The organism is Streptomyces sp. NPDC058195 (assembly GCF_042883525.1).
Lineage (GTDB): Bacteria > Actinomycetota > Actinomycetes > Streptomycetales > Streptomycetaceae > Streptomyces.
Window position 1 is genome coordinate 224964 of record NZ_JBHVVM010000008.1, and the last position, 24401, is coordinate 249364.

The window sequence follows — 24401 nt, forward strand, 5'->3', positions numbered from 1 at the left end:
TGCGATGAGGCAGGTATAGACGCTGGGCCCACCGGGTCCAAGGAGTGTTCCGCCACATGGAACACAAGGGTCCGGACCAGCCTTTCCGTGTCAGGCTGGAGCGGTGACGAGCAAGGACGCGGTGCAGGGCAGCATGCTGGAGCGGGCCGTGGGACTGCTGGGCTGCTTCCGCCCCGACGGGGGCCGCCGCCGCCTGTCCGAGCTGGCGGCCGGTACCGGCCTGCCCAAGAGCACGGTGCACCGGCTCGCCGCCGACCTGGTACGCCTCGGGCTGCTCGAACGGGTCGGGCAGGAGTACCAGCTGGGCGGCCTGCTCTTCGACCTCGGCGGTCTGGTGCCGCGCCGCCAGGACCTGCGCGAGGTGGCGCTGCCGTTCCTCCAGGACCTGTACGAGGCGACCCGGGAGACGGTCCACCTGGGCGTCCGGGAGAACCGGTCCGTGGTCTACCTCGAACGCATCCACGGCCACGAGCGGCTGCCCCTGCCGTCCAGGGTGGGCGGCGCCCTGCCCCTGAGCTGCACCGGGGTGGGGAAGGCGCTGCTCGCGTTCTCCCCGCGCGAGGCGGCCGAGGAACTCCTCGCCGACCCCCTGCCGCGGCTCACCGCGCACTCGGTGACCGATCCGGCCCGGCTGCGCGCGATGCTGGACCAGGCCCGGCTCGCGGGACTCGCCTACGAGGAGCAGGAAGCCGTGGCCGGGGTGAACTGTGTGGCGTCCCCGGTCTTCGCCGCCGACGGCACGGTGGTCGCCGCCGTCTCGGTGGCCGTCCCCGTCGCGCGCTGGTTCCCGGCCCAGCTCGGCACCGCGGTGCGGACCGCGGCGCTGGGGCTGACCCGGGCCCTTCGCTGAGCGGCCCCGGCCCCGGCCCCGGACCTGGAGCCGGACCTGGCCCCGGACCTGGAGCCGGTCCCGGACCTGGAGCCGGAGCCGGACCTGGACCCGGTCCTGGAGCCGGACCTGGTCCCCGTCCCGGTCCCGGACCTGGACCTGGACCTGGACCTGGACTTGGACTTGGACCCGGTTTCGGTCCCGGAGCCGGAGCCGGACCTGGACCCGGTCCTGGAGCCGGACCTGGTCCCCGTCCCGGTCCCGGTCCCGGTCCCGGACCTGGACCTGGACCTGGACCTGGACTTGGACTTGGACCCGGTTTCGGTCCCGGAGCCGGAGCCGGAGCCGGTCCCGGAGCCGGTCCCGGAGCCGGAGCTGGACCTGGAGCCGGAGCCGGACCTGAAGCTGGACCCGGACCCGCTCACCTGAGGGCCCGGGAGCGGCAGGCCGCCGGCCTGGCCAGCGACACGCCCGGCATACGCCGGGCGGACCCTCGGCGCGTCGCCGCTGCGCGGAGGCCACCAGGTCCCGGTCGCACGGACGGAGCGCTTCGCGGAGCGGGCGAAACCGTTCCCCGGCGAGACCGGCCGGGGCGGGGGCGTTGGCCCGGCACAGCTTCGTCGGCCATACTGCCCGCCGTGGAGCAGCGCATAGATCCGAACACTCAGCCCGGATACGCCGCGGGGACAGATCCGGCGTACGTCCCTGGTCTCACGGTCCCCGCACCGGCCGTGACACCGGAATCGAGCCCGGAAGGGGCCACCCCGCAACCGGAGGTGAATCCTGGACCGGTGGTGGAGCCGGAGCCGGAGCCGGAGCCGGAGCCGCAGCCGGTGGCGGAGCCGGTCTCCGACGCCGCTCGGCCCGGGGAGGCGGACGGACCCCCGGCGGACCGGAAGGAGGCGAAGGACGGGCCCGCGTTCGACGTGAGCGACCGGCGCGGCTCGATCACCGCCGGTCACGAGGGCGTCCGCTTCCAGCTGGACGACCAGGAGGCCGAGTTCCGCTGGGACGAGATCGCCGCGGTCGAGGTGAAGCTGCCCAGGTTCGGACGCCGGTTCACCGTCGTCGTCCACATGCCGAACCACCGGTGGTTCACCGCCGAGGTCGACGCACCGGCCAAGAGCCGCCTCAAGGAATGGGCGGAGGAGATGGACGCGGTCCTGGACGCCTACTTCGAGGAATCCTGAGCCAGTCCTGACCGCCGCGTACACGTACGTACGCACGGACACGGCCGGGCCGGCGGCCGTCTGACGACCGTCGGCCCGGGGCCGGTCAGCCGTCCGTGAGCACGACCGAGCGGGTCAGGTGGCGGGGGCTGTCCGGGTCGAGGCCGCGGGCGGCGGCGCGGGCGATCGCCAGGCGCTGTACGCGCACCAGCTCGGCCAGCGGGTCGAGCCCGCTCTCCACCCAGCGGGCGCCGGTCGCCAGCACCTGCCCGGCCAGGCCCTCGGGGGCGGGGCCGAACACCCAGGTGGCCGTGGACTCGGTCGCGATGCTGATCGGGCCGTGGCGGTACTCCATCGCGGGATACGACTCGGTCCAGGAGAGCGACGCCTCCTTCATCTTCAGCGCCGCCTCGTTGGCGAGCCCCACCGTCCAGCCGCGGCCGAGGAAGGTGAACTGCGTGCAGTCCACCAGCCCTTCGGGAAGCGGCTCGGCCAGCGCGGTCTCCGCGTCACGGACCACGGACTCGGTGTGCAGTCCGAGGTGGGCGCGGAGCAGGGTCAGCAGCGTGGTGGCGAACCGGGTCTGCACCACGGACTTCTCGTCGGCGAAGTCGAGCACCACGATGTCGTCGGCCGCCGCCACGACCGGGGTCTCGGGGTCGGCGGTGATGGCCACGGTGCGCGTGGTGCCCCGTACCCGGCCAAGCAGGTCGAGCACCTCGGTCGTGGTCCCGGAACGGGTGAGCGCGACGACCCGGTCGTACGTCCGGCCGAACGGGAACTCCGAGGCCGCGAAGGCGTCGGACTCGCCCTGGCCGGAGCCCTCGCGGAGCGCGGCGTACGCCTGGGCCATGTAGAACGAGGTGCCGCAGCCGACGACCGCGATGCGCTCACCGGCGGCGGGCAGAGCGGCCGACTGCGTCCCGGCCAGTTCGGCGGCGCGGCGCCAGCACTCCGGCTGACTGGCCGTCTCGGTCTCGACAAATGACACGGTGCACTCCGTACTCGTGGTGAGGCTCGGGAAGAGGCCCGTCGCAGAGGCTTGCGGCTCGGGACGAGGCTCGTCGGAAGATGCTCGAATGTGCACGCTATACGCGCTCTTCAAGCATTATCAAGCAGCGTGCGTGCGGTCGGCTTGACTGCCCGGGGCCTTGTGCGACGCTTGCGCGTGTCCGGCGACCGTGCCCAGGGGGACGGGTGCCCGAAGGCCGGGCCCGTGAGGAGAGCTGAGCCTTGTCCAGGGATGCCCGGTGGAACGCGCTGCTGGAACTGGTCGCCAAGAACGGCCGGGTGGACGTCGAGGGCGCCGCCACGGCGCTGGACGTCTCGGCCGCGACCATCCGCCGCGACCTGGACCAGCTCGCCGAGCAGCAGCTGCTCACCCGTACCCGTGGCGGCGCGGTGGCGCACGGCGTCGCCTACGAACTGGCGCTGCGCTACAAGACCGGGCGGCACGCTCCGGAGAAGCAGGCCATCGGCCGCGCGGTCTCCGAACTGGTGGCGGTCGGCGAGGTGGTGGGGCTGACCGGCGGCACGACGCTGACCGAGGTGGCCCGCTCGCTCGCGGTACGCCCCGACATCGTCGGCGAGAGCGCGACCACGACGGGCGGCCAGCAGGGCCTGACCGTGGTGACCAACGCCCTCAACATCGCCAACGAGCTGGTGATCCGGCCGCAGATCAAGCTCGTCGTGACCGGCGGGGTGGCCCGGCCGCAGTCGTACGAGCTCACCGGCCCCCTCGCTGGCGGGGTGCTGAGCGAGATCACGCTGGACGTCGCCGTGCTGGGCGTCAACGCGATCGACACCGAGCAGGGCGCGTACGTCCACCACGAGGGCGAGGCCAGCATCAACCGGCTGCTCGCCGAGCGGGCGCGGCGGGTGGTGGTGGCCGCCGACTCCTCGAAGATCGGCAAGCGCGCCTTCGCCCGGGTCTGCGATCTGGCGCAGATCGACCTCCTGGTCACGGACCGGGGTATCACTCCCGGGGCGACGGCCCGCTTCACCGAGGCCGGGGTCACCGTCGTCGCGGTGTGAACGGGCGGCCGACGCCGGGCCGCGGCTGTTCTCCCGTAGTTCCCCACGGTCGCCGGACACGCCTGTCCCGTCATGTGCGTGACGGGCGCGAACGTCCGCTTTGAGTGGCTGTTTTCGGCCATGCTCAGTGGGTAATCAGTGCGATCTGGCGTGGTGGCCGCTCTCCGGTATTCGGTCGCGGGAGGGGGTGCTCGTGGGTGAATTGGCACTCTTTGCCCGAAAGGTGGCAGGCGAGGGAGGGGGAGGCTGGTCTCGCAGGGTCACCATCGCGCTCGTATCGAGCCGCACGGGCGATGCATTTGAGCCAGCGAGGTGGAGCGGTGAACGAGTTCGAACGCGTGGCCGGAATTCGGTCGGCATAATCGCGTCCATGTCGATCACGGGTGGAGATGTCGTAGACCTGGGGCGGGGCCTTCACGTATGGCTCCCGCCGAAACGCGGCTGGGGACTGGCCAACTGCGGACTGCTCGTCTCGTCCCGCGGCGCGCTCTGGATCGACACCCCGTACGACACCGTCCTGGCCGGCCAGTTCCTCGCCGAGTCCACGAAGCTGCTGCCCGACGGCGTCGGCATCGACCGCATCGTCGTCACCCACGCGAACGGCGACCACTACTGGGGCGCGGGGGTGCTGCCCGACGCGGAGATCATCGCCACCCGCGAGGCCCGTGAGCACATCCACTACGACCCGACGCCGCAGCAGCAGCACGCCCTGGTCACCTCCGGCGACCTCGCCACCCCGCTCGGCCGCTACCTCTCCCGCCACTTCGGTCCCTTCGACTGGTCGCACACCGAGCCGGTCGCGCCGACCACGTACTTCACGGGCGAGCTCGAACTGACCCTGGGCGCGTACCCGGTCCGGATCTCCTCGCTGCCGCCCGCGCACACCACCGGCGACCTGATGGTCCACCTGCCCGCCCAGGACGCGGTGTTCACCGGCGACGTCATCTTCGCCAGCACCCCGGACCGGCCCGGCGACCACCCGGTGCACTGGGCCGGGCCCCTGAGCCAGGTGATCGCGGCCTGCGAACGCGTGCTGGAGACCGGCGCCACCACCGTCGTACCGGGCCACGGCCCGCTCCTCGACCGGGCCGGGGTGCGCGACCACATCGTCTACCTGGAGTACGTGCGCGAGCGCGCCCACGCCTTCCACACCGCCGGGGTTCCCGCCGTCGAGGCCGCCCGCCGGGTGATCGCCGAGCGGCGCTACCCGGAGCTGGGCCTGCCCGAGCGGCTGGTGGTGACCATCGGCAGCGAGTACCGCGACCTCGACGGTTCGGAGCTGCCCGGTGTGCTCCAGGTGATGTCCGAGGTCGCCGCCGTCGCCCAGGAGCTGGAGCAGCGGGACGAACCGGCCGGACCGGCGCAGCGGTAGCGTGTGCCGCCGCCCCGGCCGCGAGAACGACCCGACGACAGAAGCGACGACAGAAGCACGGTGACGGCATGGGCTGGATAGTGGCGGTGATCGCCGTCGCGGCGGCCGTGGCGGCAGCGGTCCGCGCGCAGAACGCGGCGCGCGCCGAGCACATCGCGCTGGCCCGCGCCGAGCTGGCCGAACGCCAGGCGAAGGCCGCCAACACCCGCACCGCGGCGCTCACCGACGAGATCCGCCAGCTGGCCCGCCACCGCATCCCCGCCGTCGCGCTCGCCCTCACCCACCCCACCGCGAAGGTCCCCGGACTGCGCGAGGCGGCCGAGGTCGACGGCGACGCCGCCCGGCTGCTCACCGAGGCGGTGCAGGCGGCCCGCGACGCCGTCATGGAGGAGCGCGGGCGGGTCGACGCGGCGGCCCGCGCGGCGATGCGCGGCACCTCCGCCAAGATCCAGTCCCTGCTGAACCAGTCCCAGCAGCTGCTGCACGAACTCCAGCACGAGTACGACGACCCGCGCATCCTGCAACTGGACTTCCGCAACGAACTCGCGCTGCGGCGCACCCAGGCCACCGCCGTGCTCTGCGACGCCTGGCCGGGTCTGGCCCGCCAGAACTCGCCGCTCGTCGAGATCGTGCTCGGCGCCCAGTCCCGGGTCGCCGGGTACGAACGCGTCAAGGTCGCCAACCACCTGCGCCAGGAACGGCTCGCCCTGGTCGCCCGTGCCGCCGAACCCCTCGCCATCGCCCTGGCCGAACTGCTGGCCAACGCCACCGCGTACTCGCACCCCGGCACCGACGTCCAGATCACCCTCCAGCAGAGCGGCGGCCGGGGCGCGTTCCTGATGGTCGACGACGCGGGCATCGGCATGGACGACGACACGCTCGACCGGGCACGGACCCTGCTGGCGGGCCCGCCCGAAGTGCTCCTGACCGAGCTGGGCGACCCGCCGCGCACCGGATTCGCCGTGGTCGGACGGCTGGTCGCGCAGTACGGCTTCGACTGCCACATCGAGGCGTCGCCCTTCGGCGGCATGCGCACCATCCTGCGCGTCCCCGCCCACCTGCTGACCGTGCTGGACGAGGAGCGCAGCCTCTCCGCGCTCGCGCCGAAGCCGGTACGGACCCCCGCCGCGGCCGTCGATCCCGCCCCGACCGAGCAGGAGACCGCCCCCGTGCCGCAACCCGCCGACGGGCAGCCGGCCGCCCTGCCCAGCCGGCGCCGCCGCGCACCGCGCCCCGCCCCGGCCCGCCCCGCCCCGGCCGGCGGAGCCGCGGAAAGCGGGCAGCCGCCCCGTACGCCCGAACAGGCCGGGGCCTCCTGGGCGGCGCTCCAGCAGGGCACCCTCAACGGCCGGAGCGTCGCCGGGCGGCCGGCCGCACCGGCACCGGAGGACCACGACCACCCGGACGACCGGGACGAGCAAGGAGACGACCAGACGTGAGCACCCCCACTTCCACCAACGGTGACCTCGCATGGGTGCTGACCCCGCTGCTGGAGCTGCCCGGAGTCCAGCACGCCGTGGTCGCCACCGGCGACGGACTCGTCGAGGGCGCCTCACCCGGCCTCGACCGGGCCTCCGGTGAGCGGGTCGCCGCCATGACCGCCACCCTGCACGCCGCGGCGCGCGCGTTCACCACCGCGTTCACCGACGTCGAGACGCCCGTGCTGGCCCAGACGGTCGTCGAGTCCGACCAGGGCTTCGCGATCGTCGTACCGGCCGGGAACAACACCACCCTCGCCCTGTTCGCGGAACCCGGCGCCAAGCTCGGCGATATCGCGTACCAGATGCAGGTGCAGGTCAGCGCCCTGAACCGGGCGATGAACGCGCCCGCCCGCCGCCCGGACACCGACGCCCGGCCATGACCGCCGGACCGGGGCGCCGCCTGATACCCGCCTATCTGGTCACCGGCGGCCGGACCCGGCCCGCCGGTCCCGCGCTCGACCGGCTCGACGTACTCGTGCGCACCGGCACCGAACTGCCCCCGGACACCGGCTCGGAACAGCTCCGGCTGTGCGAGCTGCTGGAACCGGGGGCGCTCACCGTCGTCGAGTGCGCGGCCCACCTGGACCTTCCGGTCAGCGCCACCGTCTTCCTGGCCACGGACCTCGCCGCCGCCGGACATCTGCACACCCGACCGCCCGTCCCCAGCGCCGGGGAGATCGACCGGTCGCTCGTCGAGAGGCTGCTCGTTGGACTCCGCTCCCTGCACTGACCGCACCGGCGTCGGCTACCTGCCGACGTCCGCGCAGACCCTGATGAAGATCGTCGTCACGGGCCCGTTCGGCGTCGGCAAGACCACCCTGATCCGCACGCTGTCGGAGATCGCCACCCTCCACACCGAAGAGGCGATGACCCAGTCCAGCACCCGCTTCGACGACACCGCCGGACTCCCGGACAAGACCACGACCACCGTCGCCGTGGACTTCGGCCGCCTCACCGTCCTGGACGACCTGGTGCTGTACCTGTTCGGCACCCCCGGCCAGCAGCGGTTCCTGCCGCTCTGGGAGGACATCGCACGCGGCGCGCTCGGCGCACTCGTCCTGGTCGACACCCGCAGGCTCGCCGACTCCTTCGCCGTCATGGACATGGTCGAGGAGCAGGGCCTGCCGTACACGGTCGCCGTCAACCGCTTCCCCGACGCGCCCGCCCACACCGACGAGGTCCTGCGCAAGCACCTGGACCTCGCGCCGGAGACCCCGCTGGTGCAGTGCGACGCCCGCGAACGCCGGGGCAGCATCGACGCCCTGATCGCCCTGGCCGAGCACGTGCTCACCCGGATGCCCCGGACCGAGGACCCGTCATGACTCCGTACGCACCGCCCCCGCAGCCCCTCGCCCTGTACGGGCCGGAGTTCGCCGCCGACCCGCGGAGCCATTACCGGCGGCTGCGCGCGCACGGTCCGCTCGCGCCCGTGCGGCTCGCCCCCGGCATCGACGCGCTGCTGGTCACCGACTACCAGGCCGCCGTCGACCTGCTGCGCGACACCCACACCTTCACCAAGGACCCGCGCGCCTGGCAGGCCACCGTCCCCGACGACTCGCCGGTCCTGCCGATCCTCGGCTACCGGCCCACCGCGCTCTTCAGCGACGGAGAGGTGCACGCCCGCTACCGCGCCGCCATCAACGACAGCCTCGCCCTGATCGAGCCGCACGCCCTGCGGGCCGAGGTGGCCCGGGTCGCCCAGCGGCTCATCGGCACCTTCGCGGCCACCGGCAGCGGCGACCTCATCGCCCAGTACGCGCGGCTGCTCCCGCTCCACGTGCTCGTCACCTCCTTCGGCGTACCGCCCGGCGACGCCGACCGGATCGTCGACGGCGTCGCCGGGATGTTCGGCTCCGGCGCCAACGCCGCCAGCGCCTACGCCGATCTCGTCCAGGTCGTCACCGAACTGGTCGCCGCCCGCCGCCGACGCCCGCGCCGCGACCTCACCTCGTACCTCCTCGGCCATCCGGCCGGTCTCGACAACGACGAGACCGTGCGTCAGATCACCCTGATCATGAGCGCGGGACACGATCCGACAACGAATCTGATCGGCAACGCGCTGCTGCACATGCTCACCGACCCCCGCTACGCCGGTTCGCTGCACGGCGGCGCGATGACGGCGCACGAGGCGATCGACGAAGTCCTGTGGCAGGACCCGCCGCTGGCCAACCTCGCCGCCCACTACCCGCGGCACGACACGGAGTTCCACGGGGTGCGGCTGCGCGCGGGAGCGCTCGTCCTGGTGTCCTACGCCGCGGCCAACAGCCGTGCGGAGCCCGGTTCTTCCGGGCCGGAGCCTTCCGCGCCGGACCACGCGGTGCGCTCCGGGGCGGGTGCCCATCTCGCCTGGTCGGCGGGCCCGCACCGGTGCCCGGCCAAACAGCCCGCACTGCTCATCGCCATGACCGCCATCGAGCAGATCACCAGTCAGCTGTGCGACGCGGAACTGGCTGTTCCGGTGAGCGGGCTGACCTGGCGCCCGGGACCGTTCCACCGCGCCCTGGTCCGGCTTCCTGTACGGTTCACCCCCGTCGACATGAGCGCGGAGGCACACCGGCTCAGAACCGCCGGGGACACGGCGGACGAGCCCCCGGCCGTGTCGACCGGCCCCTGAACCGTGTCGGTGTTACGCCGATCGGGTGAGTGGCGAGAGAATTGCCCGATGAACAGCGAGCGCAGCCGGCGCAACGCCAACCGAAGCACAGACGGGGTGGACCGGTGAGCAGGTACGACAGGTACGACGTCACGGACGAGCAGTGGGAGGGGCTTGCCCAGGTCGTGCCTCTGCGCAGCCGCAACGAGTGGCCGTCCAGGGTGGACCACCGCACGGTCCCCGACGAGGCCCCGGCCGCCGAGCAGCGACGGCTGGTCGTGCTGCGCGTCCAGGTGTTCGCGGACGCCCGGGAGGTGGCCGAGTACCTGGTCGCGCAGGTCCCGGTGCTGCTCGACCTGACCAGTGCCGAGACCGACGTGGCCAAGCGCATCCTGGACTTCACCAGCGGGGTGGTCTTCGGCCTCGGCAGCGGGATGCACCGCGTGGACCGGAACGTCTTCCTGCTCTCCCCGATCGGCATGGAGGTCGAAGGCGTCACGGCGGCGGGCCTGCCCGGTTCCTGAACGACGGCCCGACGGCCTTCGGGAGCGTCGGACACCCCGTAGCCCACGCGAGCGCCGTCCGGCGGGGCTGGGCGCCTCAGTACCCCGATCGTAGGAAGGTCGTTCAGGAGGAACGGTTCGCCGGACCGTGGTCCGCATACCGTCCGCCCCATGACCGCACTCCGACCGGGGGCCACCCCGCCACCGCCCGCCTGCCCCTCCGGGCCCGGCGGACCGCCCGACGCCACGCGTCGCCCGGCCGGTCCGCACGCCGCGCGGCGCTCCGCCGGACCCGTCGTCACCGAGCTGCGGCTGTCCGCGTTCGCGGCGCACCGGGGCGCGGCCTTCCCGATCGGCCCGGTCACCCTCTTCGGCGGGCCCGGCGGCAGCGGCAAGACGAGCGCGCTGCGGGCGTACGAGGCGCTGGCGCGGCTGGGAGGCGGGGAGCCGCTGGCGGAGGTCTTCCCGGACCCGGCGGGCTGCGTGCCCGAGCGGGCGGCGGCCGACGCGCAGGGGCGGCGCGGCTTCCGGATCGGCTGCACGACGGACGGTCCGGCGGGGCCGGTGCGGCTCGACATCGCCGTACAGGCGGAGCCCGCCCTGCGGATCGTCGGCGAACGGCTCACCGGCGGCGGGGAGACGCTGCTCAGCACCGCGCTGCGCGACCCGGGCCGCTCCATGGTCCAGGCGGCCTGGCACACCGCGGGCACGGTGCCGGTGACCCGGGCGCCGCTCCCCGACGACCGCCTCGGCACGGCCCTGCTGCCGCTGCGCGTCGCGGGCCGGACCGAGGGACAGTTACGGGTCCTGGCCGCCGCCGAACAGACCGTGGTGGCCCTGCGCTCGGTCTTCGTGTGCGAACCGCAGCCGCAGCGGATGCGGGCCCCCGTGCCGGCCGGTGACGGCAGACTGCGGCGCGGCTGTGACAACCTCGCGGCGGCGCTGGACCGCCACACCCAGTGCGGACGGCGCCACGCCCGGCTGGTCGCCGCGGCGCGCGCCGGGTGCGCCGGGCCGGTGACGGCCCTGGGCGTGGAGCGGCTCGCGGACGGATCGCTGCGGGCGACCCTCGGCCGGGACGGGGGAGCGGCCACCCCGGTCGGCCGCCTCGGGGACGGTGAGCTGAGGTACCTCGCCCTCGCCCTGGTGCTCCTCACCGACCCCGGGGTGCTGGCGGTGGACTCGGTACGGGAGGTGCCCCCGGCCATGCAGACCCTCACCGTGCTGGCCGACGGACTGGACCGGGACCTGGACGGGCGGCAGCTGCGCGAACTGCTCTCGCTGGCCGCGTCGACCGGGGCGGCCGGACACCTCCGGCTGGTCGGCACGGTCAGCGAACCGGGAGCGTTACGGGCCAGGGAGGCGCCCGGAGTCACGGTGGTAGACCTGGGGCCGTGACCGAACTCGACGTACAGACACTGCAACGACGGCTCGCCGCCTTCGCGTCCGCCCGGGACTGGGAGCCGTACCACACGCCGAAGAACCTGGCGGCGGCGCTCAGCGTCGAGGCCGCCGAACTGCTGGAGATCTTCCAGTGGCTGACGCCGGAACAGTCGGCGCGGGTGATGGAGCGGCCGGAGACGGCGCACCGGGTCGCGGACGAGGTCGCGGACGTGCTCGCGTACCTGCTTCAGTTCTGCGAGGTGCTGGGGATCGACGCCCTCACAGCGCTGTCGGAGAAGATCGACCGGAACGAGTTCCGGTTCCCCGTGCCGGACCGCCGGAACCCACCCGAACCCGACGATCGTCACTCTTCGGAGTGATCGACTTATCCACAATCGATTGTGTGTCCATAGATTTCCGAATTCCTCTGGCTTTTCGGTGCCGCTGACCTCACTGTGGGTAATGGATGAGGTGAGCGGCTTTTCGTACGGACGGGGGAACGGATGGAAGCGGAACGTCTTGTGGGGATCAGCCGGCGCGCCCTGGCACAGAGCAGAGGGACGCCGGACATCATCGCCGAGGCCTGGCAGGCGCAGGCCCTGGCCCAGGCGATCGGCAGCCGCCTGGCGGCCGACGGGCCCAAGGGGTTAAGGGGCGAGGCGCGCGCCCTCAGCGAGACCGGCGGCCGCAGCGGCGGGACGCTGGATCACCCGGCGGCGCGGGCCGGGGTGGCGCGGGCGGCGCAGCTCTCCGCCCTGGCCGACCTCCGGGCGACGCTGACAGGGCTGTGCGCCCTGCTCGCGGAGGTGGGCATGGCCCTGGTCGGGGTGGCCTGCGAGACCGACGACCAGGGGCTCTACTGGCAGTGCATGGAGGCGATCGACGCGGCCGACGAGTCCATGGACCGGGTCCACACGATGCTCCGCCGTCTCGACGAGCGGGACAGGGAACGACAGCAGGATCTGGAGCGCGGCAGGGAGCGGGACGGCCCGTACGGGACATACGGCGTGGCCGCCCGCCCCACGGGCGCGACCGCCGCGGGCCGTGGCCGCGCCCGGCTCCGGGAATGACCGTGCCGCTGTCCGGCCCGGCCTCGCCCGGGAGGAGGCCGGAGCGCGGCGGACACCGGCCGCAGGTGCAGGATGGAGGCATGGATCTCCGCATCTTCACCGAACCCCAGCAAGGGGCCGACTACGACACCCTGCTCACCGTCGCCAAGGCGACCGAGGACCTCGGCTTCGACGCCTTCTACCGCTCTGACCACTACCTGCGCATGGGGCCGGGGGACGGGCTGCCCGGCCCGACGGACGCGTGGATCACCCTGGCCGGACTGGCCCGCGAGACCAGCCGGATCAAGCTCGGCACCCTGATGACGGCGGGGACCTTCAGGCTCCCCGGAGTGCTCGCCATCCAGGTCGCGCAGGTCGACCAGATGTCCGGCGGCCGGGTCGAGCTCGGTCTCGGCGCGGGCTGGTTCGAGGAGGAGCACAAGGCCTACGGGATTCCGTTCCCCAAGGAGAAGTTCGGCAGGCTGGAGGAACAGCTGGAGATCATCACCGGACTCTGGGCGACCGGGATCGGCCAGAAGTACAGCTTCGACGGCACCTACTACCAGCTCATTGACTCGCCCGCGCTGCCCAAGCCGGTCCAGGGCAGGGTGCCGGTGCTGATCGGCGGTCACGGGGCGGTGCGGACCCCGAGGCTGGCCGCCCGCTACGCCGACGAGTTCAACATCCCGTTCGCGTCGCTGGAGGACAGCGAGAAGCAGTTCGGCCGGGTCCGGGACGCGGCCGGGGCGGCCGGTCGCGGACCGGACGAGCTGGTGTACTCCAACGCCCTGGTCGTCTGCGTCGGCAAGAACGACGCGGAGGTGGCGCGGCGCGCCTCCGTCATCGGGCGCGAGGTGGAGGAGCTGAAGGCGAACGGGCTCGCGGGCTCGCCCGCCGAGGTGGCCGACAAGATCGGTCAGTACGGTGCGATCGGCTCGTCCCGGATCTACCTCCAGATCCTGGACCTCGACGACCTGGACCACCTGGAGCTGATCTCCTCGCAGGTCATGCCCCAGCTGGGCTGAGACCCCCGGGAGACCCCCATGCGCCCCACCCCCGCCGGCCCGTCGGGTTCTGCCCCGGCCCGTTCGTTCGGCCAGGCTCTGGAGGCGGGGCCGGTCCTCCTCGACGGCGGTCTGGCCCACCAGCTGGAGGCGCAGGGCTGTGACCTGTCCGACGCCCTGTGGTCGGCCCGCCTGCTGATCGACGCGCCCGGCAGGATCGAGGCGGCGCACGCCGCGTACGCGCGGGCCGGGGCACGGGTGCTCACCACGGCCGGGTACCAGGCCACGTTCGAGGGGTTCGCCCGGCGGGGGATCGGGCGCGCGGAGGCGGCGGGGCTGTTCGCGCGGAGCGTCCGGCTGGCGCGGCGGGCCGCCAGGGCGGCGGAGCGGGACATCTGGGTGGCCGGTTCGGTCGGCCCGTACGGGGCGATGCTGGCGGACGGCAGCGAGTACCGGGGCCGCTACGGACGTTCCGTCCGGGAGCTGGAGCGCTTCCACCGGCCCCGGATCGAGGCGCTGGCCGCGGCCGGGCCCGATCTGCTGGCGCTGGAGACGGTGCCGGACACGGAGGAGGCCGAGGCCCTGCTGCGGGCGGTCGAGGGGTGCGGGCTGCCCGTCTGGCTCTCGTACAGCGTGGCGGGCGGCCGGACCAGGGCGGGGCAGTCGCTGGAGGCGGCCTTCGGCCTGGTCCGGGGCCGCGACGACGTGCTGGCCGTGGGGGTGAACTGCTGCGATCCGGCCGAGGCGGGCCGGGCGGTGGAGGTGGCCGCCGAGGTGAGCGGAAAGCCGGTCGTCGTCTATCCGAACAGCGGCGAGCGGTGGGAGGAGGCAGGAGGGCGGGGCTGGACCGGCGCCCCCACCTTCAGCGCGGACGCGGCGGGCGCCTGGGCGGATGCGGGGGCCCGGCTGATCGGCGGCTGCTGCCGGGTCGGCCCGAAGACCATCGCGGAACTGGCCGGTGTGCTCGGGGGCGTTCACCCGCCCGTGGCCGGGAGAGAACCGGGGGCGGGGCGTTCCCGGAGGTGAAAATGCCTGGTAGGGCGAGGGGTGAGCGGCCCATACTCGGACGCGTGTTCCTGACCATCAGTACCACCGGCAATCCGGAGCGTCCGGCGACCGATCTCGGCTTTCTGCTGCACAAGCATCCCGAGAAGGCACAGGCGTTCTCCACCTCCCATGGCACCGCGCATGTCTTCTACCCCGAGGCATCCGCCGAGCGCTGCACGGCGGCGCTCCTGCTGGAGGTCGATCCCGTCGCCCTGGTGCGCCGGGGCAAGGGCAAGGGCCGGGGCGGCGCTCCCGACGCGGCACTCGCGCAGTACGTCAACGACCGCCCGTACGCCGCCTCCTCCCTGCTGTCCGTCGCCATGAGCACGGTCTTCAAGTCCGCGCTCAACGGGGTGTGCCGGGCGCTGCCCGAGCGCGCGCGGGCCCCGATGCCGCTGCGGATCGAGGTGCCCGCGCTGCCCGCCCGCGGCGGTGCGGAGCTGGTGCGCAAGCTCTTCGGCCCGCTGGGCTGGACGAGCGTCGACGCCGTGGCCGTACCGCTGGACGAACGGTTCCCGGAGTGGGGCGACTCGCGGTACGTACGGCTGGTGCTCGAAGGCGATCTGCGGCTGGCCGACGCGCTGCGGCAGCTGTACGTACTGCTGCCGGTGCTGGATGACGCCAAGCACTACTGGGTGGCCCCGGACGAGGTGGACAAGCTGCTGCGGGCGGGCGAGGGCTGGCTCGCCGCCCACCCCGAACAGAAGCTGATCACCAGCCGCTATCTCTCCCGGCGCTGGGGGCTGACCCGGCAGGCGATGCAGCGGCTCGAACTGGTGCGCCTCGCCGAGTCGGACGACCTCGACGTCGACTCCCTCGACAACGCCGTCGACGAGACGGCCGACACCGAGGAGAAGCCGGTTCCGCTCGCCGAGCAGCGGCGCGCCGCGATCCTCGGCGCACTGCGGACCGCCGGTGCCAGCCGGGTCCTCGACCTGGGCTGCGGCCAGGGCCAGTTGGTGCAGGCTCTGCTCAAGGACGCGGGCTTCAAGGAGATCGTCGGCGTCGACGTGTCCGTGCGCGCCCTCACCATCGCGGCCCGGCGGCTGAAGCTGGAGCGGATGGGGGAGCGGCAGGCCGCCCGCGTACGGCTGCGGCAGGGTTCGCTCACGTACACCGACAAACAGCTCAAGGGTTATGACGCGGCCGTCCTCAGCGAGGTGATCGAACACCTCGACCTGCCGCGACTGCCCGCGCTGGAGTACGCCGTCTTCGGCGCGGCCCGCCCCCGGACCGTGCTCGTGACGACGCCGAACGCCGAGTACAACGTCCGGTGGGAGAGCCTGCCCGCCGGGCACGTGCGCCACGGCGACCACCGCTTCGAGTGGACCAGGGCCGAATTGCGGTCCTGGGCCGGCGAAGTGGCACGGCGGCACGGCTACCGGGTCGCCTTCGTGCCCGTGGGGCCCGACGACCCGGAGGTGGGACCGCCCACGCAGATGGCCGTGTTCACCCTGGCCGCGACCGGACCCGGCACCGAGGCCGGACCCGGCAGTGTGACCGAGAGCGCGACCGAGACCGCGACCGACACCGACACCGCGACCGACACCGAGACCGCGACCGACACCGAGACCGCGACCGACACCGAGGCCGGTCCCGGCCGTACGGCCGGGACCGGCAGTGAGAACACCGCCGAGAAGGAGGCGAACGCCGCATGACCAGTACCCCGCGCACCCTCCCGGTGACCGACCTCTCCCTGGTGGTCCTCATCGGGGCCACCGGCTCCGGCAAGTCCACCTTCGCCCGCAGACACTTCAAGCCCACCGAGATCGTCTCCTCGGACTTCTGCCGGGGCCTGGTCGCCGACGACGAGAACGACCAGAGCGCCAGCTCCGACGCCTTCGACGTACTGCACTACATCGTCGGCAAGCGGCTGGCGGCCGGGCGGCTGACCGTGGTGGACGCGACCAGTGTGCAGTCCGAGAGCCGCAGACAGCTGGTCCAGCTGGCCCGCAGCCACGACGTGCTGCCCATCGCGATCGTCCTCGACCTGCCCGAGGAGGTCTGCGCCACGCGCAACGCGGCCCGCCCCGACCGCGCGACGCTGCCGCGCCACGTCATCCAGCGCCACCGCCGCGAACTGCGCCGCTCGCTGCGCGGCCTGGAGCGCGAGGGCTTCCGCAAGGTGCACATCCTGCGCACCGAGGAGGAGGCCGACCAGGCCGAAGTGGTGCTGGAGCGCCGCTACAACGACCTCCGCCACCTCACCGGCCCCTTCGACATCATCGGTGACATCCACGGCTGCAGCTCCGAGCTGGAGACCCTGCTCGGCACGCTCGGATACGTCGACGGCACGCACCCCGAGGGGCGCACCGCGGTCTTCGTCGGCGACCTGGTCGACCGGGGCCCCGACAGCCCCGGGGTACTGCGACGAGTCATGTCCATGGTGTCCTCGGGCGACGCCCTGTGTGTGCCGGGCAACCACGAGAACAAGCTCGGCCGCCACCTGAAGGGCCGCACGGTCCAGCGCACCCACGGCCTCGCCGAGACCATCGAGCAGCTCGACCGCGAGCACGAGAAGGACCCGGCCTTCCGGGAACAGGTGCGGCAGTTCATCGACGGACTGGTCAGCCACTACGTGCTCGACGGCGGCGGGCTCGTCGTCTGCCACGCCGGGCTGCCCGAGAAGTACCACGGCCGCACCTCCGGCCGGGTCCGCTCGCACGCGCTGTACGGGGACACCACGGGGGAGACCGACGAGTTCGGCCTGCCCGTGCGCTACCCGTGGGCGGAGGACTACCGGGGCCGGGCCGCCGTGGTCTACGGGCACACCCCCGTGCCCAACGCCTCCTGGATCAACAACACCATCTGCCTGGACACTGGAGTGGTCTTCGGCGGAAAGATGACCGCGCTGCGCTGGCCGGAGCGCGAGCTGGTCGACGTACCGGCCGAGCGGGTCTGGTACGAGCCGGTCAAGCCGCTGGTCACCGAGGCGCCCGGCGGCCGGGAGGGGAGGCCGCTCGACCTGGAGGACGTCCAGGGCCGCCGGATCGTGGAGACCCGGCACATGGGCCGGATCGCGGTCCGGGAGGAGAACGCCGCCGCCGCGCTCGAAGTGATGAGCCGGTTCGCCGTCGACCCCCGGCTGCTCGGCTACCTGCCCCCGACCATGGCGCCCACCGCGACCTCGCGCGAGGACGGATACCTGGAGCACCCGGCCGAGGCCTTCGCGCAGTACCGGGCGGACGGGATCGCCCGGGTGGTGTGCGAGGAGAAGCACATGGGATCGCGTGCGGTGGCCCTGGTCTGCCGGGACGCGGCGGCCGCCCGTGAGCGGTTCGGCGTGGGCGGCGACCCGGACGCGTCCGGGTCCACCGGTGGCCCGACCGGGGCGCTGCACACCCGTACCGGACGGCCGTTCTTCGACGACGCGGCGCTGACCGAGGTGATCCTCGACCGGCTGCGCGCCGCCGTCACCGCCGCCGGGCTGTGGGAGGAGTGGGGCACCGACTGGGTGCTGCTCGACGCCGAGCTGATGCCCTGGTCCCTGAAGGCGGCCGGGCTGCTGCGCTCGCAGTACGCCGCGGTCGGCGCCGCCTCCGGCGCGGTCCTCCCGGAGGCCAACGCGGCCCTCGCCGCCGCGGCGGCGAGGGGGGTGGACGTCGGCGCGCTGGCCGGACGCCAGCAGGGGCGGGCCGAGGACGCCGCCGCGTTCACCGAGGCGTACCGCCGGTACTGCTGGAGCACCCAGGGGATGGACGGAGTGCGGTTCGCGCCGTTCCAGATCCTCGCCGTCCAGGGCCGCTCGCTGGCCACCGTGCCGCACGACGAGCAGCTGGCCTGGCTGGACCGCATGGTCGAGCACGACCCGACCGGGCTCCTGCGGACCACCCGGCGGCTCGTCGTCGACACCGGGGACGAGGCATCGGTGCGCGCAGGTGTCGACTGGTGGCTGGAGATGACCGGGCGCGGCGGCGAGGGCATGGTCGTCAAGCCGCTCGCCGCGCTGGTCCGGGACGGCAAGGGCCGCCTCGCCCAGCCGGGCATCAAGGTGCGCGGCCGTGAGTACCTGCGGATCATCTACGGACCCGAGTACACCCGCCCGGAGAACCTGGAGCGGCTGCGCGAGAGGTTCCTCGGCCACAAGCGGTCGCTGGCGCTGCGGGAGTACGCGCTGGGTCTCGAAGCGCTGGACCGGCTGGCCGACGGGGAGCCGCTGTGGCGGGTCCACGAGGCGGTGTTCGCGGTGCTGGCCCTGGAGTCGGAGCCGGTCGACCCCCGGCTCTGACCCGGTCGGCCCCCGGCTCCGCCCCGGCCGGCCGGTGACTTCTGCACCGGTCGGGCCCATGGCGCCGATGCCGGTCGCGTCGGTCCGCGGACCGCCGCGACCGGTCCCGTCGGAGCGGCGGACCGGGCACCGGCCGGTGCTGTGCGGGAGTGAACGGGGCCGTGCCCGGTGAGGATGGAGACATGGGATTCCACGTCGACTCCGAGGCCGGGCGGCTGCGCCGCGTCATTCTGCACCGCCCTGATCTGGAACTGAAGCGCCTCACCCCCAGCAACAAGGACGCGCTCCTCTTCGACGACGTGCTCTGGGTGCGCCGCGCCCGCCAGGAGCACGACGGCTTCGCGGACGTGCTGCGCGATCGCGGTGTGGAGGTGCACCTCTTCGGCGATCTGCTCCGTGAGTCACTGGACATCCCGGTGGCCAGACGGCTCGTCCTGGACCGGGTCTTCGAGGAGAAGGAGTACGGTCCGCTCGCCACCGAGCACCTGCGGGCCGCCTTCGAGGAGATGCCCAGCACGGAGCTGGCCGACGCGCTGGTCGGCGGCATGACCAAGCGGGAGTTCCTGGCCGGGCACCGCGAGCCGACCTCCGTCCGCTTCCACGTCATGGACCTGGACGACTTCCTGCTGCATCCGCTGCCCAACCACCTCTTCACCCGGGACACCTCGGCCTGGATATACGACGGGGTCTCCATCAACGCGATGCGCTGGCCGGCCCGGCAGCGCGAGACCGTCCACTTCGAGGCGATCTACCACCACCACCCGCTCTTCACCGGCTCCGAAGCGGGCCCCTTCCACCACTGGTCGGAGGGGCTGGCGGACTATCCGTCCACCATCGAGGGCGGTGACGTCCTGGTCATCGGCCGTGGCGCGGTGCTCATCGGGATGAGCGAACGCACCGCCCCGCAGGCGGTGGAGATGCTGGCCCGGGGCCTTTTCGACGCTGGTTCGGCCCGCACGATCGTGGCGCTGGACATGCCCAAGCGGCGGGCGTTCATGCACCTCGACACGGTGATGACGATGATCGACGGCGACACCTTCACCCAGTACGCCGGGCTGGGCATGCTCCGCTCGTACACCATCGAGCCCGGCGACGGCCCCCGGGACCTGAAGGTCACCGACCATCCGCCCGAGCAGATGCACCGGGCGATCGCGCGCGCCCTGGGGCTGGACGCGATCCGGGTGCTCACCGCCACCCAGGACGTGCACGCCGCCGAGCGCGAGCAGTGGGACGACGGCTGCAACGTGCTGGCCGTCGAGCCGGGCGTCGTCGTCGCGTACGAGCGCAACGCCACGACCAACACCTTCCTGCGCAAGGAGGGGATCGAGGTCATCGAGATCCCCGGCAGCGAACTCGGCCGGGGCCGGGGCGGCCCGCGCTGCATGAGCTGTCCGGTGGTGCGCGACGCGGTGTAGAGCGGGCGCAGGACGCGGGGGAGCGGGGCGGGCCGCGCGGGCTGCGCGACCATTCCGTATAGCGATGCAGTGCGTCGTATAGACTTCCAGAATCACTGCACGCGCGACCCTCGCCCGACCCTGGAGCTGCACCATGGCCATAGACCTCGCAGGCCGCCACTTCCTCAAGGAGCTGGACTTCACGGCCGAGGAGTTCCGCGGCCTGATCGAGCTGGCGGCCGAGCTCAAGGCGGCCAAGAAGTCCGGGACCGAGACGCAGCGGCTGCGCGGCAAGAACATCGCGCTCATCTTCGAGAAGACCTCGACCCGCACCCGCTGCGCCTTCGAGGTGGCCGCCGCGGACCAGGGCGCCTCCACGACCTACCTGGACCCCTCCGGCTCGCAGATGGGGCACAAGGAGTCGGTGAAGGACACCGCGCGCGTCCTCGGCCGGATGTTCGACGGCATCGAGTACCGCGGCGACAGCCAGGCGGCCGTCGAGGAGCTGGCCGTCCACGGCGGCGTGCCGGTCTTCAACGGGCTCACCGACGACTGGCATCCGACCCAGATGCTCGCCGACCTCCTCACCATGACCGAGCACTGCGACAAGCCGCTGGAGCGGATCTCCTTCGCCTACCTCGGCGACGCCCGCTTCAACATGGGCAACTCCTACCTGATCACCGGCGCCCTGCTCGGTATGGACATACGGATCGTCGCGCCGAAGGCGTACTGGCCCGCGGAGCCGGTCGTCGCCGAGGCCCGCCGCCTCGCCGCTGCCGGCGGAGCGGTCGTCACCCTCACCGAGGACGTCGCCGAGGGCGTCAGGGGCGCCGACTTCGTCGCCACCGACGTCTGGGTCTCCATGGGTGAGCCCAAGGAGGTCTGGGCCGAGCGCATTGCCGCGCTGGCGCCGTACGCCGTGACCATGGACGTACTCCGCGCCACCGGCAACGCGGACGTGAAGTTCCTGCACTGCCTCCCGGCCTTCCACGACCTCGGGACCGAGGTCGGGCGCGGCATCGAGGCGGAGTACGGACTGACGGAGCTGGAGGTCACCGACGAGGTCTTCGAATCAGCCCACTCGCTCGTCTTCGACGAGGCGGAGAACCGGATGCACACCATCAAGGCCGTGCTGGTCGCGACGATGGCGTCCCCGGGCCGGTGACGGACGGCCGGAAGCCGACAATTGCATGATCATGCACCCAATTGGGTGAATATGCGGAGAGATGGCTATGATGGTGCCATCCGGTGGGGTTCGAGCTCGCACGCTCGAACCCCACTTCCTTTTCCGCGCCCCTCAGAGAAGAGCCCGTCCCCGTGAGTCCGCTGCACCCGTCCGGGCCGCGCGTCAAGAGCCCCCACCAGCTGATCGCCGAGTCCGGCGCGGACCTGGAGGGGCACGGCCTCAAGCGCACCATGGGCCTCTTCCAGCTGGTGTGCTTCGGTATCGGTGCCGTCGTCGGGACCGGGATCTTCGTCGGCCTCTCCGACAGCGTCGCCGAAGCGGGCCCCGCGGTCGTGCTCTCCTTCGTGCTCGCGGCGATCACCTGCGTCTTCACCGCGTTCTCCTTCGCCGAACTGGGCAGCGCCATCCCGGTCTCCGGCAGCTCCTACTCCTTCGCCTACGCCACCCTCGGCGAACGCGTCGCGTTCCTCGTCGGCTGGTGTCTGCTGCTGGAGTACGGCGTCTCGGTCTCCGCGGTCGCCGTCGGCTGGAGCCAGTACGTCAACGAACTGCTGGACAGCCTGATCGGTGTGCGGCTGCCCGAGGCCCTCTCGGCCGGGCCCGGAGACGGCGGGGTGATCAACCTGCCCGCCGTGCTGGTGGTGATGATGGCCGCCACCCTGCTGGTGCGGGGGGTCCGGGAGAGCGCCGGGGCCACCGCCGCGATGGCCGTCCTCAAGATCGCCGTCCTGGTCGCGTTCTGCGCCGTCGCCTTCACCGCCTTCGAGCGCGGCAACCTCACGCCGTTCTTCGCCGAGGGCGCGGGCGGGGTCACCGCCGGGGCCTCGCTGGCCTTCTTCTCGTACATCGGCTTCGACGCCATCACCACCGCGGGCGAGGAGGTCCGCAACCCCCGGCGGAACATCCCGGTCGCGATCATGATCTGCATCGGACTGGTCACCCTGCTCTACTGCGCGGTCGCACTCGGTGCCATCGGCGCGCTGGGGCCGCAGGCGGTCGCCGACCGGCCCGCGGCGCTGTCGATCGTCGTCAACCAGGTCACCGGCTCGACCGCGGGCGGCGGGATCGTCGCCTTCGGCGCGGTCGTCGCGATCGCCTCCGTCGTGCTCGCGGTGATGTACGGGCAGACCCGCATCCTGATGTCGATGTCCCGGGACGGGCTGGTCCCCCGGATCTTCGAACGGGTCTCGCCGCGCACCGCGACCCCGGTCGCCAACACCTGGATCGTGGCCGTGGTCTTCGCGGTCCCGGCGGCCTTCTCCTCGCTCGACATGGTGGTGAACCTGACCACCATCGGCGCGCTGGCCACCATGGTCGCGGTGAACCTCGCGGTGATCGTGCTGCGCCGCCGCAACCCGGAGGTGCGCGGCCCCTTCCGGGCGCCGCTCCACCCGCTGGGCCCGCTTCTGGGCATCGCCTTCTGCCTCTACCTGATGTACGGGACGGGCTGGGCGACCTGGCTGCAGTTCGCGGTCTTCCTGCTCGTCGGCTCGGCGGTGTACGCCGGCTACGGCCGCGTCCACTCCCGGCTCGCCGCCGGCCGGACCGGCTGAGCCCCGCCGCCGTCCGGCCCTCGCCGTCCGGTTCCGCTGTCCGGGCCGGGGCCGCTCAGTCCTGGGGCGCGAGGGGCGGGAGCGTGAACCACACCGCCTTGCCGTGCTCCGTCGGGCGGTGGCCGCAGGAGGAGCTGAGCGCGCGGATCAGCAGCAGCCCCCGGCCGTGTTCCTGCCAGGGGTCCGGCTCGCCGCCGGGGTGGGGGAAGTCGAGACCGCCGGGCGGGGCCGGGGAGCGGTCGTGCACCTCGACCTGGCAGCCGGTGGGCAGGAGCTCCACCACCAGCTCGATCGGCTCGCCGCTGAGGGTGTGCTCGACCGCGTTGGCCACCAGCTCCGCGGTGAGGAGCTCGGCCGTGTCGGTGTCGGCCGGCGCGTCGATGTCCGCGAGTGCGGTGCGGATCAGGGCACGGGCTATCGGGACGGCTGCCGTCGAGTGCGGCAGCGTGATCCGCCATGAGGCGGGGGGAGGGACATCGGGGGCATCGGGGAGCACGGCATGGTTTCCGTTCCTGGACTGGAAGCGGGCCCTCGGGGGCGCGGGACCTGTGTGGAGTTCGAGACTTCTCGGTTTCAACCTTACGAACTGCAACGAGAGAGACAAGGGACTGCCGACCGGTATGAAAGGGACGTTGGACACTCTTTTTTCCCTGTGCAGCCCTATCGCGCACTCATGACGGGAGTCACGTACGAGTGATAAATTCGGGTCCAGGCAGCAGCCCGACGGCTGAAGGGGAGCCCCCTCGATGAGCCCGTTTCCCAGCTCGGCACCGCGCACGGACGACTGGCGCCATCTGCGGCTGACCATCAAGGACGGGGTCGCCACCGTCACCCTCGCGCGCCCCGAGAAGCTCAACGCGCTCACCTTCGGCGCCTACGCCGACCTGCGCGACCTGCTCGCCGAACTGTCCCGCGAACGCGCCGTGCGCGCCCTGGTACTCGCCGGGGAGGGGCGCGGATTCTGCTCCGGCGGCGACGTCGACGAGATCATCGGTGCCACCCTCGCCATGGACACCGCCCAGCTGCTGGACTTCAACCGGATGACCGGGCAGGTCGTCCGGGCCGTCAGGGAGGCCCCCTTCCCGGTCGTCGCCGCCGTCCACGGAGTGGCCGCCGGGGCGGGGGCGGTGCTCGCGCTGGCCGCCGACTTCCGCGTCGCCGACCCCTCCGCCCGCTTCGCCTTCCTGTTCACCAAGGTCGGGCTCTCCGGCGGGGACATGGGAGCCGCCTATCTGCTGCCCCGGGTCGTCGGCCTCGGCCACGCCACCCGGCTGCTGATGCTCGGCGAACCCGTCCGCGCCGCCGAGGCGGAACGGATCGGGCTGATCAGCGAGCTGACCGACGAAGGCCGGGCCGACGAGCGCGCCGCCGTGCTCGCCCGCCGCCTCGCCGACGGGCCCGCCCTCGCCCTCGCCCAGACCAAGGCCCTGCTCACCGCCGAGCTCGACCTGCCGCTCGCCGCCGCCGTCGAGCTGGACGCCGCCACCCAGGCCCTGCTGATGCACGGCGAGGACTACGCCGAATTCCACGCCGCCTTTACCGAGAAACGGCCCCCCAAGTGGCGGGGACGCTGACG

At 72.8% G+C, this 24401-nt stretch carries 24 protein-coding genes; 22 read left to right on the forward strand and 2 right to left on the reverse strand.

Features of this window, described 5'->3' with window-relative positions; genetic code table 11:
- Positions 1-133 precede the first annotated feature (133 nt).
- The 3 genes from ACFVWY_RS13325 (at position 134) to ACFVWY_RS13335 (ending at position 2019) form a co-directional block, all read left to right on the forward strand.
- A complete protein-coding gene (locus ACFVWY_RS13325; RefSeq protein WP_389870942.1) occupies positions 134-850 on the forward strand; it encodes an IclR family transcriptional regulator in 717 nt (238 codons plus the stop codon).
- Between the two features lie 162 nt (positions 851-1012).
- On the forward strand, positions 1013-1258 hold the full coding sequence (locus ACFVWY_RS13330; RefSeq protein WP_389870783.1) for a hypothetical protein: 246 nt from the start codon (positions 1013-1015) through the stop codon (positions 1256-1258).
- Between the two features lie 209 nt (positions 1259-1467).
- Entirely contained in the window at positions 1468-2019 is a 552-nt protein-coding gene (locus tag ACFVWY_RS13335) for a hypothetical protein (RefSeq protein WP_389870785.1), read from the forward strand.
- 85 nt (positions 2020-2104) lie between these two features.
- Here the strand turns inward: ACFVWY_RS13335 and ACFVWY_RS13340 are convergent, their stop codons facing one another.
- On the reverse strand, positions 2105-2989 hold the full coding sequence (locus ACFVWY_RS13340) for an SIS domain-containing protein (RefSeq protein WP_389870788.1): 885 nt from the start codon (positions 2987-2989) through the stop codon (positions 2105-2107).
- Between the two features lie 242 nt (positions 2990-3231).
- Between ACFVWY_RS13340 and ACFVWY_RS13345 the strand changes: the two genes are divergently transcribed.
- From ACFVWY_RS13345 to ACFVWY_RS13430, 18 genes are all read left to right on the forward strand, one after another.
- Positions 3232-4032 (forward strand): DeoR/GlpR family DNA-binding transcription regulator, encoded by an 801-nt coding sequence (locus ACFVWY_RS13345; RefSeq protein ID WP_389870790.1) that lies wholly within the window; start codon positions 3232-3234, stop codon positions 4030-4032.
- A gap of 370 nt (positions 4033-4402) precedes the next feature.
- Positions 4403-5404 (forward strand): MBL fold metallo-hydrolase, encoded by a 1002-nt coding sequence (locus ACFVWY_RS13350; RefSeq protein ID WP_389870793.1) that lies wholly within the window; start codon positions 4403-4405, stop codon positions 5402-5404.
- Positions 5405-5472: 68 nt separating this feature from the next.
- A complete protein-coding gene (locus ACFVWY_RS13355; protein WP_389870796.1) occupies positions 5473-6843 on the forward strand; it encodes an ATP-binding protein in 1371 nt (456 codons plus the stop codon).
- Positions 6840-7265 (forward strand): roadblock/LC7 domain-containing protein, encoded by a 426-nt coding sequence (locus ACFVWY_RS13360; RefSeq protein ID WP_389870799.1) that lies wholly within the window; start codon positions 6840-6842, stop codon positions 7263-7265. The genes ACFVWY_RS13355 and ACFVWY_RS13360 overlap by 4 nt, the downstream gene beginning before the upstream one ends.
- On the forward strand, positions 7262-7615 hold the full coding sequence (locus ACFVWY_RS13365; RefSeq protein ID WP_389870801.1) for a DUF742 domain-containing protein: 354 nt from the start codon (positions 7262-7264) through the stop codon (positions 7613-7615). The genes ACFVWY_RS13360 and ACFVWY_RS13365 overlap by 4 nt, the downstream gene beginning before the upstream one ends.
- Positions 7593-8207, forward strand: a complete 615-nt coding sequence (locus tag ACFVWY_RS13370; protein WP_389870803.1) for an ATP/GTP-binding protein — start codon at positions 7593-7595, stop codon at positions 8205-8207. The genes ACFVWY_RS13365 and ACFVWY_RS13370 overlap by 23 nt, the downstream gene beginning before the upstream one ends.
- Positions 8204-9499 (forward strand): cytochrome P450, encoded by a 1296-nt coding sequence (locus ACFVWY_RS13375; RefSeq protein ID WP_389870805.1) that lies wholly within the window; start codon positions 8204-8206, stop codon positions 9497-9499. Before ACFVWY_RS13370 ends, ACFVWY_RS13375 begins: the two co-directional genes overlap by 4 nt.
- Positions 9500-9603: 104 nt before the next feature.
- Positions 9604-10002, forward strand: coding sequence for a cell division protein SepF (locus tag ACFVWY_RS13380; RefSeq protein WP_389870807.1), 399 nt, complete (start codon positions 9604-9606; stop codon positions 10000-10002).
- 150 nt (positions 10003-10152) lie between these two features.
- Positions 10153-11379, forward strand: coding sequence for an ATP-binding protein (locus ACFVWY_RS13385; protein WP_389870810.1), 1227 nt, complete (start codon positions 10153-10155; stop codon positions 11377-11379).
- Complete coding sequence (locus ACFVWY_RS13390; RefSeq protein ID WP_389870813.1) at positions 11376-11744, forward strand: nucleotide pyrophosphohydrolase; 369 nt, start codon at positions 11376-11378, stop codon at positions 11742-11744. Before ACFVWY_RS13385 ends, ACFVWY_RS13390 begins: the two co-directional genes overlap by 4 nt.
- A gap of 123 nt (positions 11745-11867) precedes the next feature.
- Positions 11868-12434, forward strand: coding sequence for a DUF6099 family protein (locus ACFVWY_RS13395; RefSeq protein WP_389870816.1), 567 nt, complete (start codon positions 11868-11870; stop codon positions 12432-12434).
- An 80-nt stretch (positions 12435-12514) separates the two neighbouring features.
- Positions 12515-13438: an LLM class F420-dependent oxidoreductase gene (locus ACFVWY_RS13400; protein WP_389870819.1), complete on the forward strand. Its 924-nt coding sequence runs from the start codon at positions 12515-12517 to the stop codon at positions 13436-13438.
- An 18-nt stretch (positions 13439-13456) separates the two neighbouring features.
- Positions 13457-14443, forward strand: coding sequence for a homocysteine S-methyltransferase (mmuM, locus tag ACFVWY_RS13405; protein ID WP_389870822.1), 987 nt, complete (start codon positions 13457-13459; stop codon positions 14441-14443).
- A 44-nt stretch (positions 14444-14487) separates the two neighbouring features.
- Entirely contained in the window at positions 14488-16122 is a 1635-nt protein-coding gene (locus ACFVWY_RS13410; protein WP_389870824.1) for a 3' terminal RNA ribose 2'-O-methyltransferase Hen1, read from the forward strand.
- Positions 16119-18692: a polynucleotide kinase-phosphatase gene (locus ACFVWY_RS13415; protein ID WP_389870827.1), complete on the forward strand. Its 2574-nt coding sequence runs from the start codon at positions 16119-16121 to the stop codon at positions 18690-18692. Before ACFVWY_RS13410 ends, ACFVWY_RS13415 begins: the two co-directional genes overlap by 4 nt.
- Before the next feature lie 182 nt (positions 18693-18874).
- Positions 18875-20107: an arginine deiminase gene (locus tag ACFVWY_RS13420; RefSeq protein ID WP_389870830.1), complete on the forward strand. Its 1233-nt coding sequence runs from the start codon at positions 18875-18877 to the stop codon at positions 20105-20107.
- A gap of 133 nt (positions 20108-20240) precedes the next feature.
- On the forward strand, positions 20241-21251 hold the full coding sequence (gene argF / locus ACFVWY_RS13425; protein ID WP_389870833.1) for an ornithine carbamoyltransferase: 1011 nt from the start codon (positions 20241-20243) through the stop codon (positions 21249-21251).
- Positions 21252-21403: 152 nt separating this feature from the next.
- Positions 21404-22825, forward strand: coding sequence for an amino acid permease (locus ACFVWY_RS13430; RefSeq protein ID WP_389870836.1), 1422 nt, complete (start codon positions 21404-21406; stop codon positions 22823-22825).
- A 55-nt stretch (positions 22826-22880) separates the two neighbouring features.
- Here ACFVWY_RS13430 and ACFVWY_RS13435 read toward each other — a convergent pair whose 3' ends face one another.
- Positions 22881-23321, reverse strand: coding sequence for an ATP-binding protein (locus ACFVWY_RS13435; protein WP_389870839.1), 441 nt, complete (start codon positions 23319-23321; stop codon positions 22881-22883).
- A gap of 250 nt (positions 23322-23571) precedes the next feature.
- On the opposite strand from ACFVWY_RS13435, the gene ACFVWY_RS13440 reads away from it, so the two are divergent.
- Entirely contained in the window at positions 23572-24399 is an 828-nt protein-coding gene (locus tag ACFVWY_RS13440; protein ID WP_389870841.1) for an enoyl-CoA hydratase family protein, read from the forward strand.
- Positions 24400-24401 lie beyond the last annotated feature (2 nt).

Coding starts and splice junctions, on each gene's coding strand:
- ACFVWY_RS13365 (WP_389870801.1), top strand. CDS start 7,262: ATGACCGCCGGACCGGGGCGCCGCCTGATACCCGCCTATCTGGTCACC.
- mmuM (WP_389870822.1), top strand. CDS start 13,457: ATGCGCCCCACCCCCGCCGGCCCGTCGGGTTCTGCCCCGGCCCGTTCG.
- ACFVWY_RS13400 (WP_389870819.1), top strand. CDS start 12,515: ATGGATCTCCGCATCTTCACCGAACCCCAGCAAGGGGCCGACTACGAC.
- ACFVWY_RS13440 (WP_389870841.1), top strand. CDS start 23,572: ATGAGCCCGTTTCCCAGCTCGGCACCGCGCACGGACGACTGGCGCCAT.
- argF (WP_389870833.1), top strand. CDS start 20,241: ATGGCCATAGACCTCGCAGGCCGCCACTTCCTCAAGGAGCTGGACTTC.
- ACFVWY_RS13325 (WP_389870942.1), top strand. CDS start 134: ATGCTGGAGCGGGCCGTGGGACTGCTGGGCTGCTTCCGCCCCGACGGG.
- ACFVWY_RS13420 (WP_389870830.1), top strand. CDS start 18,875: ATGGGATTCCACGTCGACTCCGAGGCCGGGCGGCTGCGCCGCGTCATT.
- ACFVWY_RS13395 (WP_389870816.1), top strand. CDS start 11,868: ATGGAAGCGGAACGTCTTGTGGGGATCAGCCGGCGCGCCCTGGCACAG.
- ACFVWY_RS13375 (WP_389870805.1), top strand. CDS start 8,204: ATGACTCCGTACGCACCGCCCCCGCAGCCCCTCGCCCTGTACGGGCCG.
- ACFVWY_RS13415 (WP_389870827.1), top strand. CDS start 16,119: ATGACCAGTACCCCGCGCACCCTCCCGGTGACCGACCTCTCCCTGGTG.
- ACFVWY_RS13350 (WP_389870793.1), top strand. CDS start 4,403: ATGTCGATCACGGGTGGAGATGTCGTAGACCTGGGGCGGGGCCTTCAC.
- ACFVWY_RS13385 (WP_389870810.1), top strand. CDS start 10,153: ATGACCGCACTCCGACCGGGGGCCACCCCGCCACCGCCCGCCTGCCCC.
- ACFVWY_RS13355 (WP_389870796.1), top strand. CDS start 5,473: ATGGGCTGGATAGTGGCGGTGATCGCCGTCGCGGCGGCCGTGGCGGCA.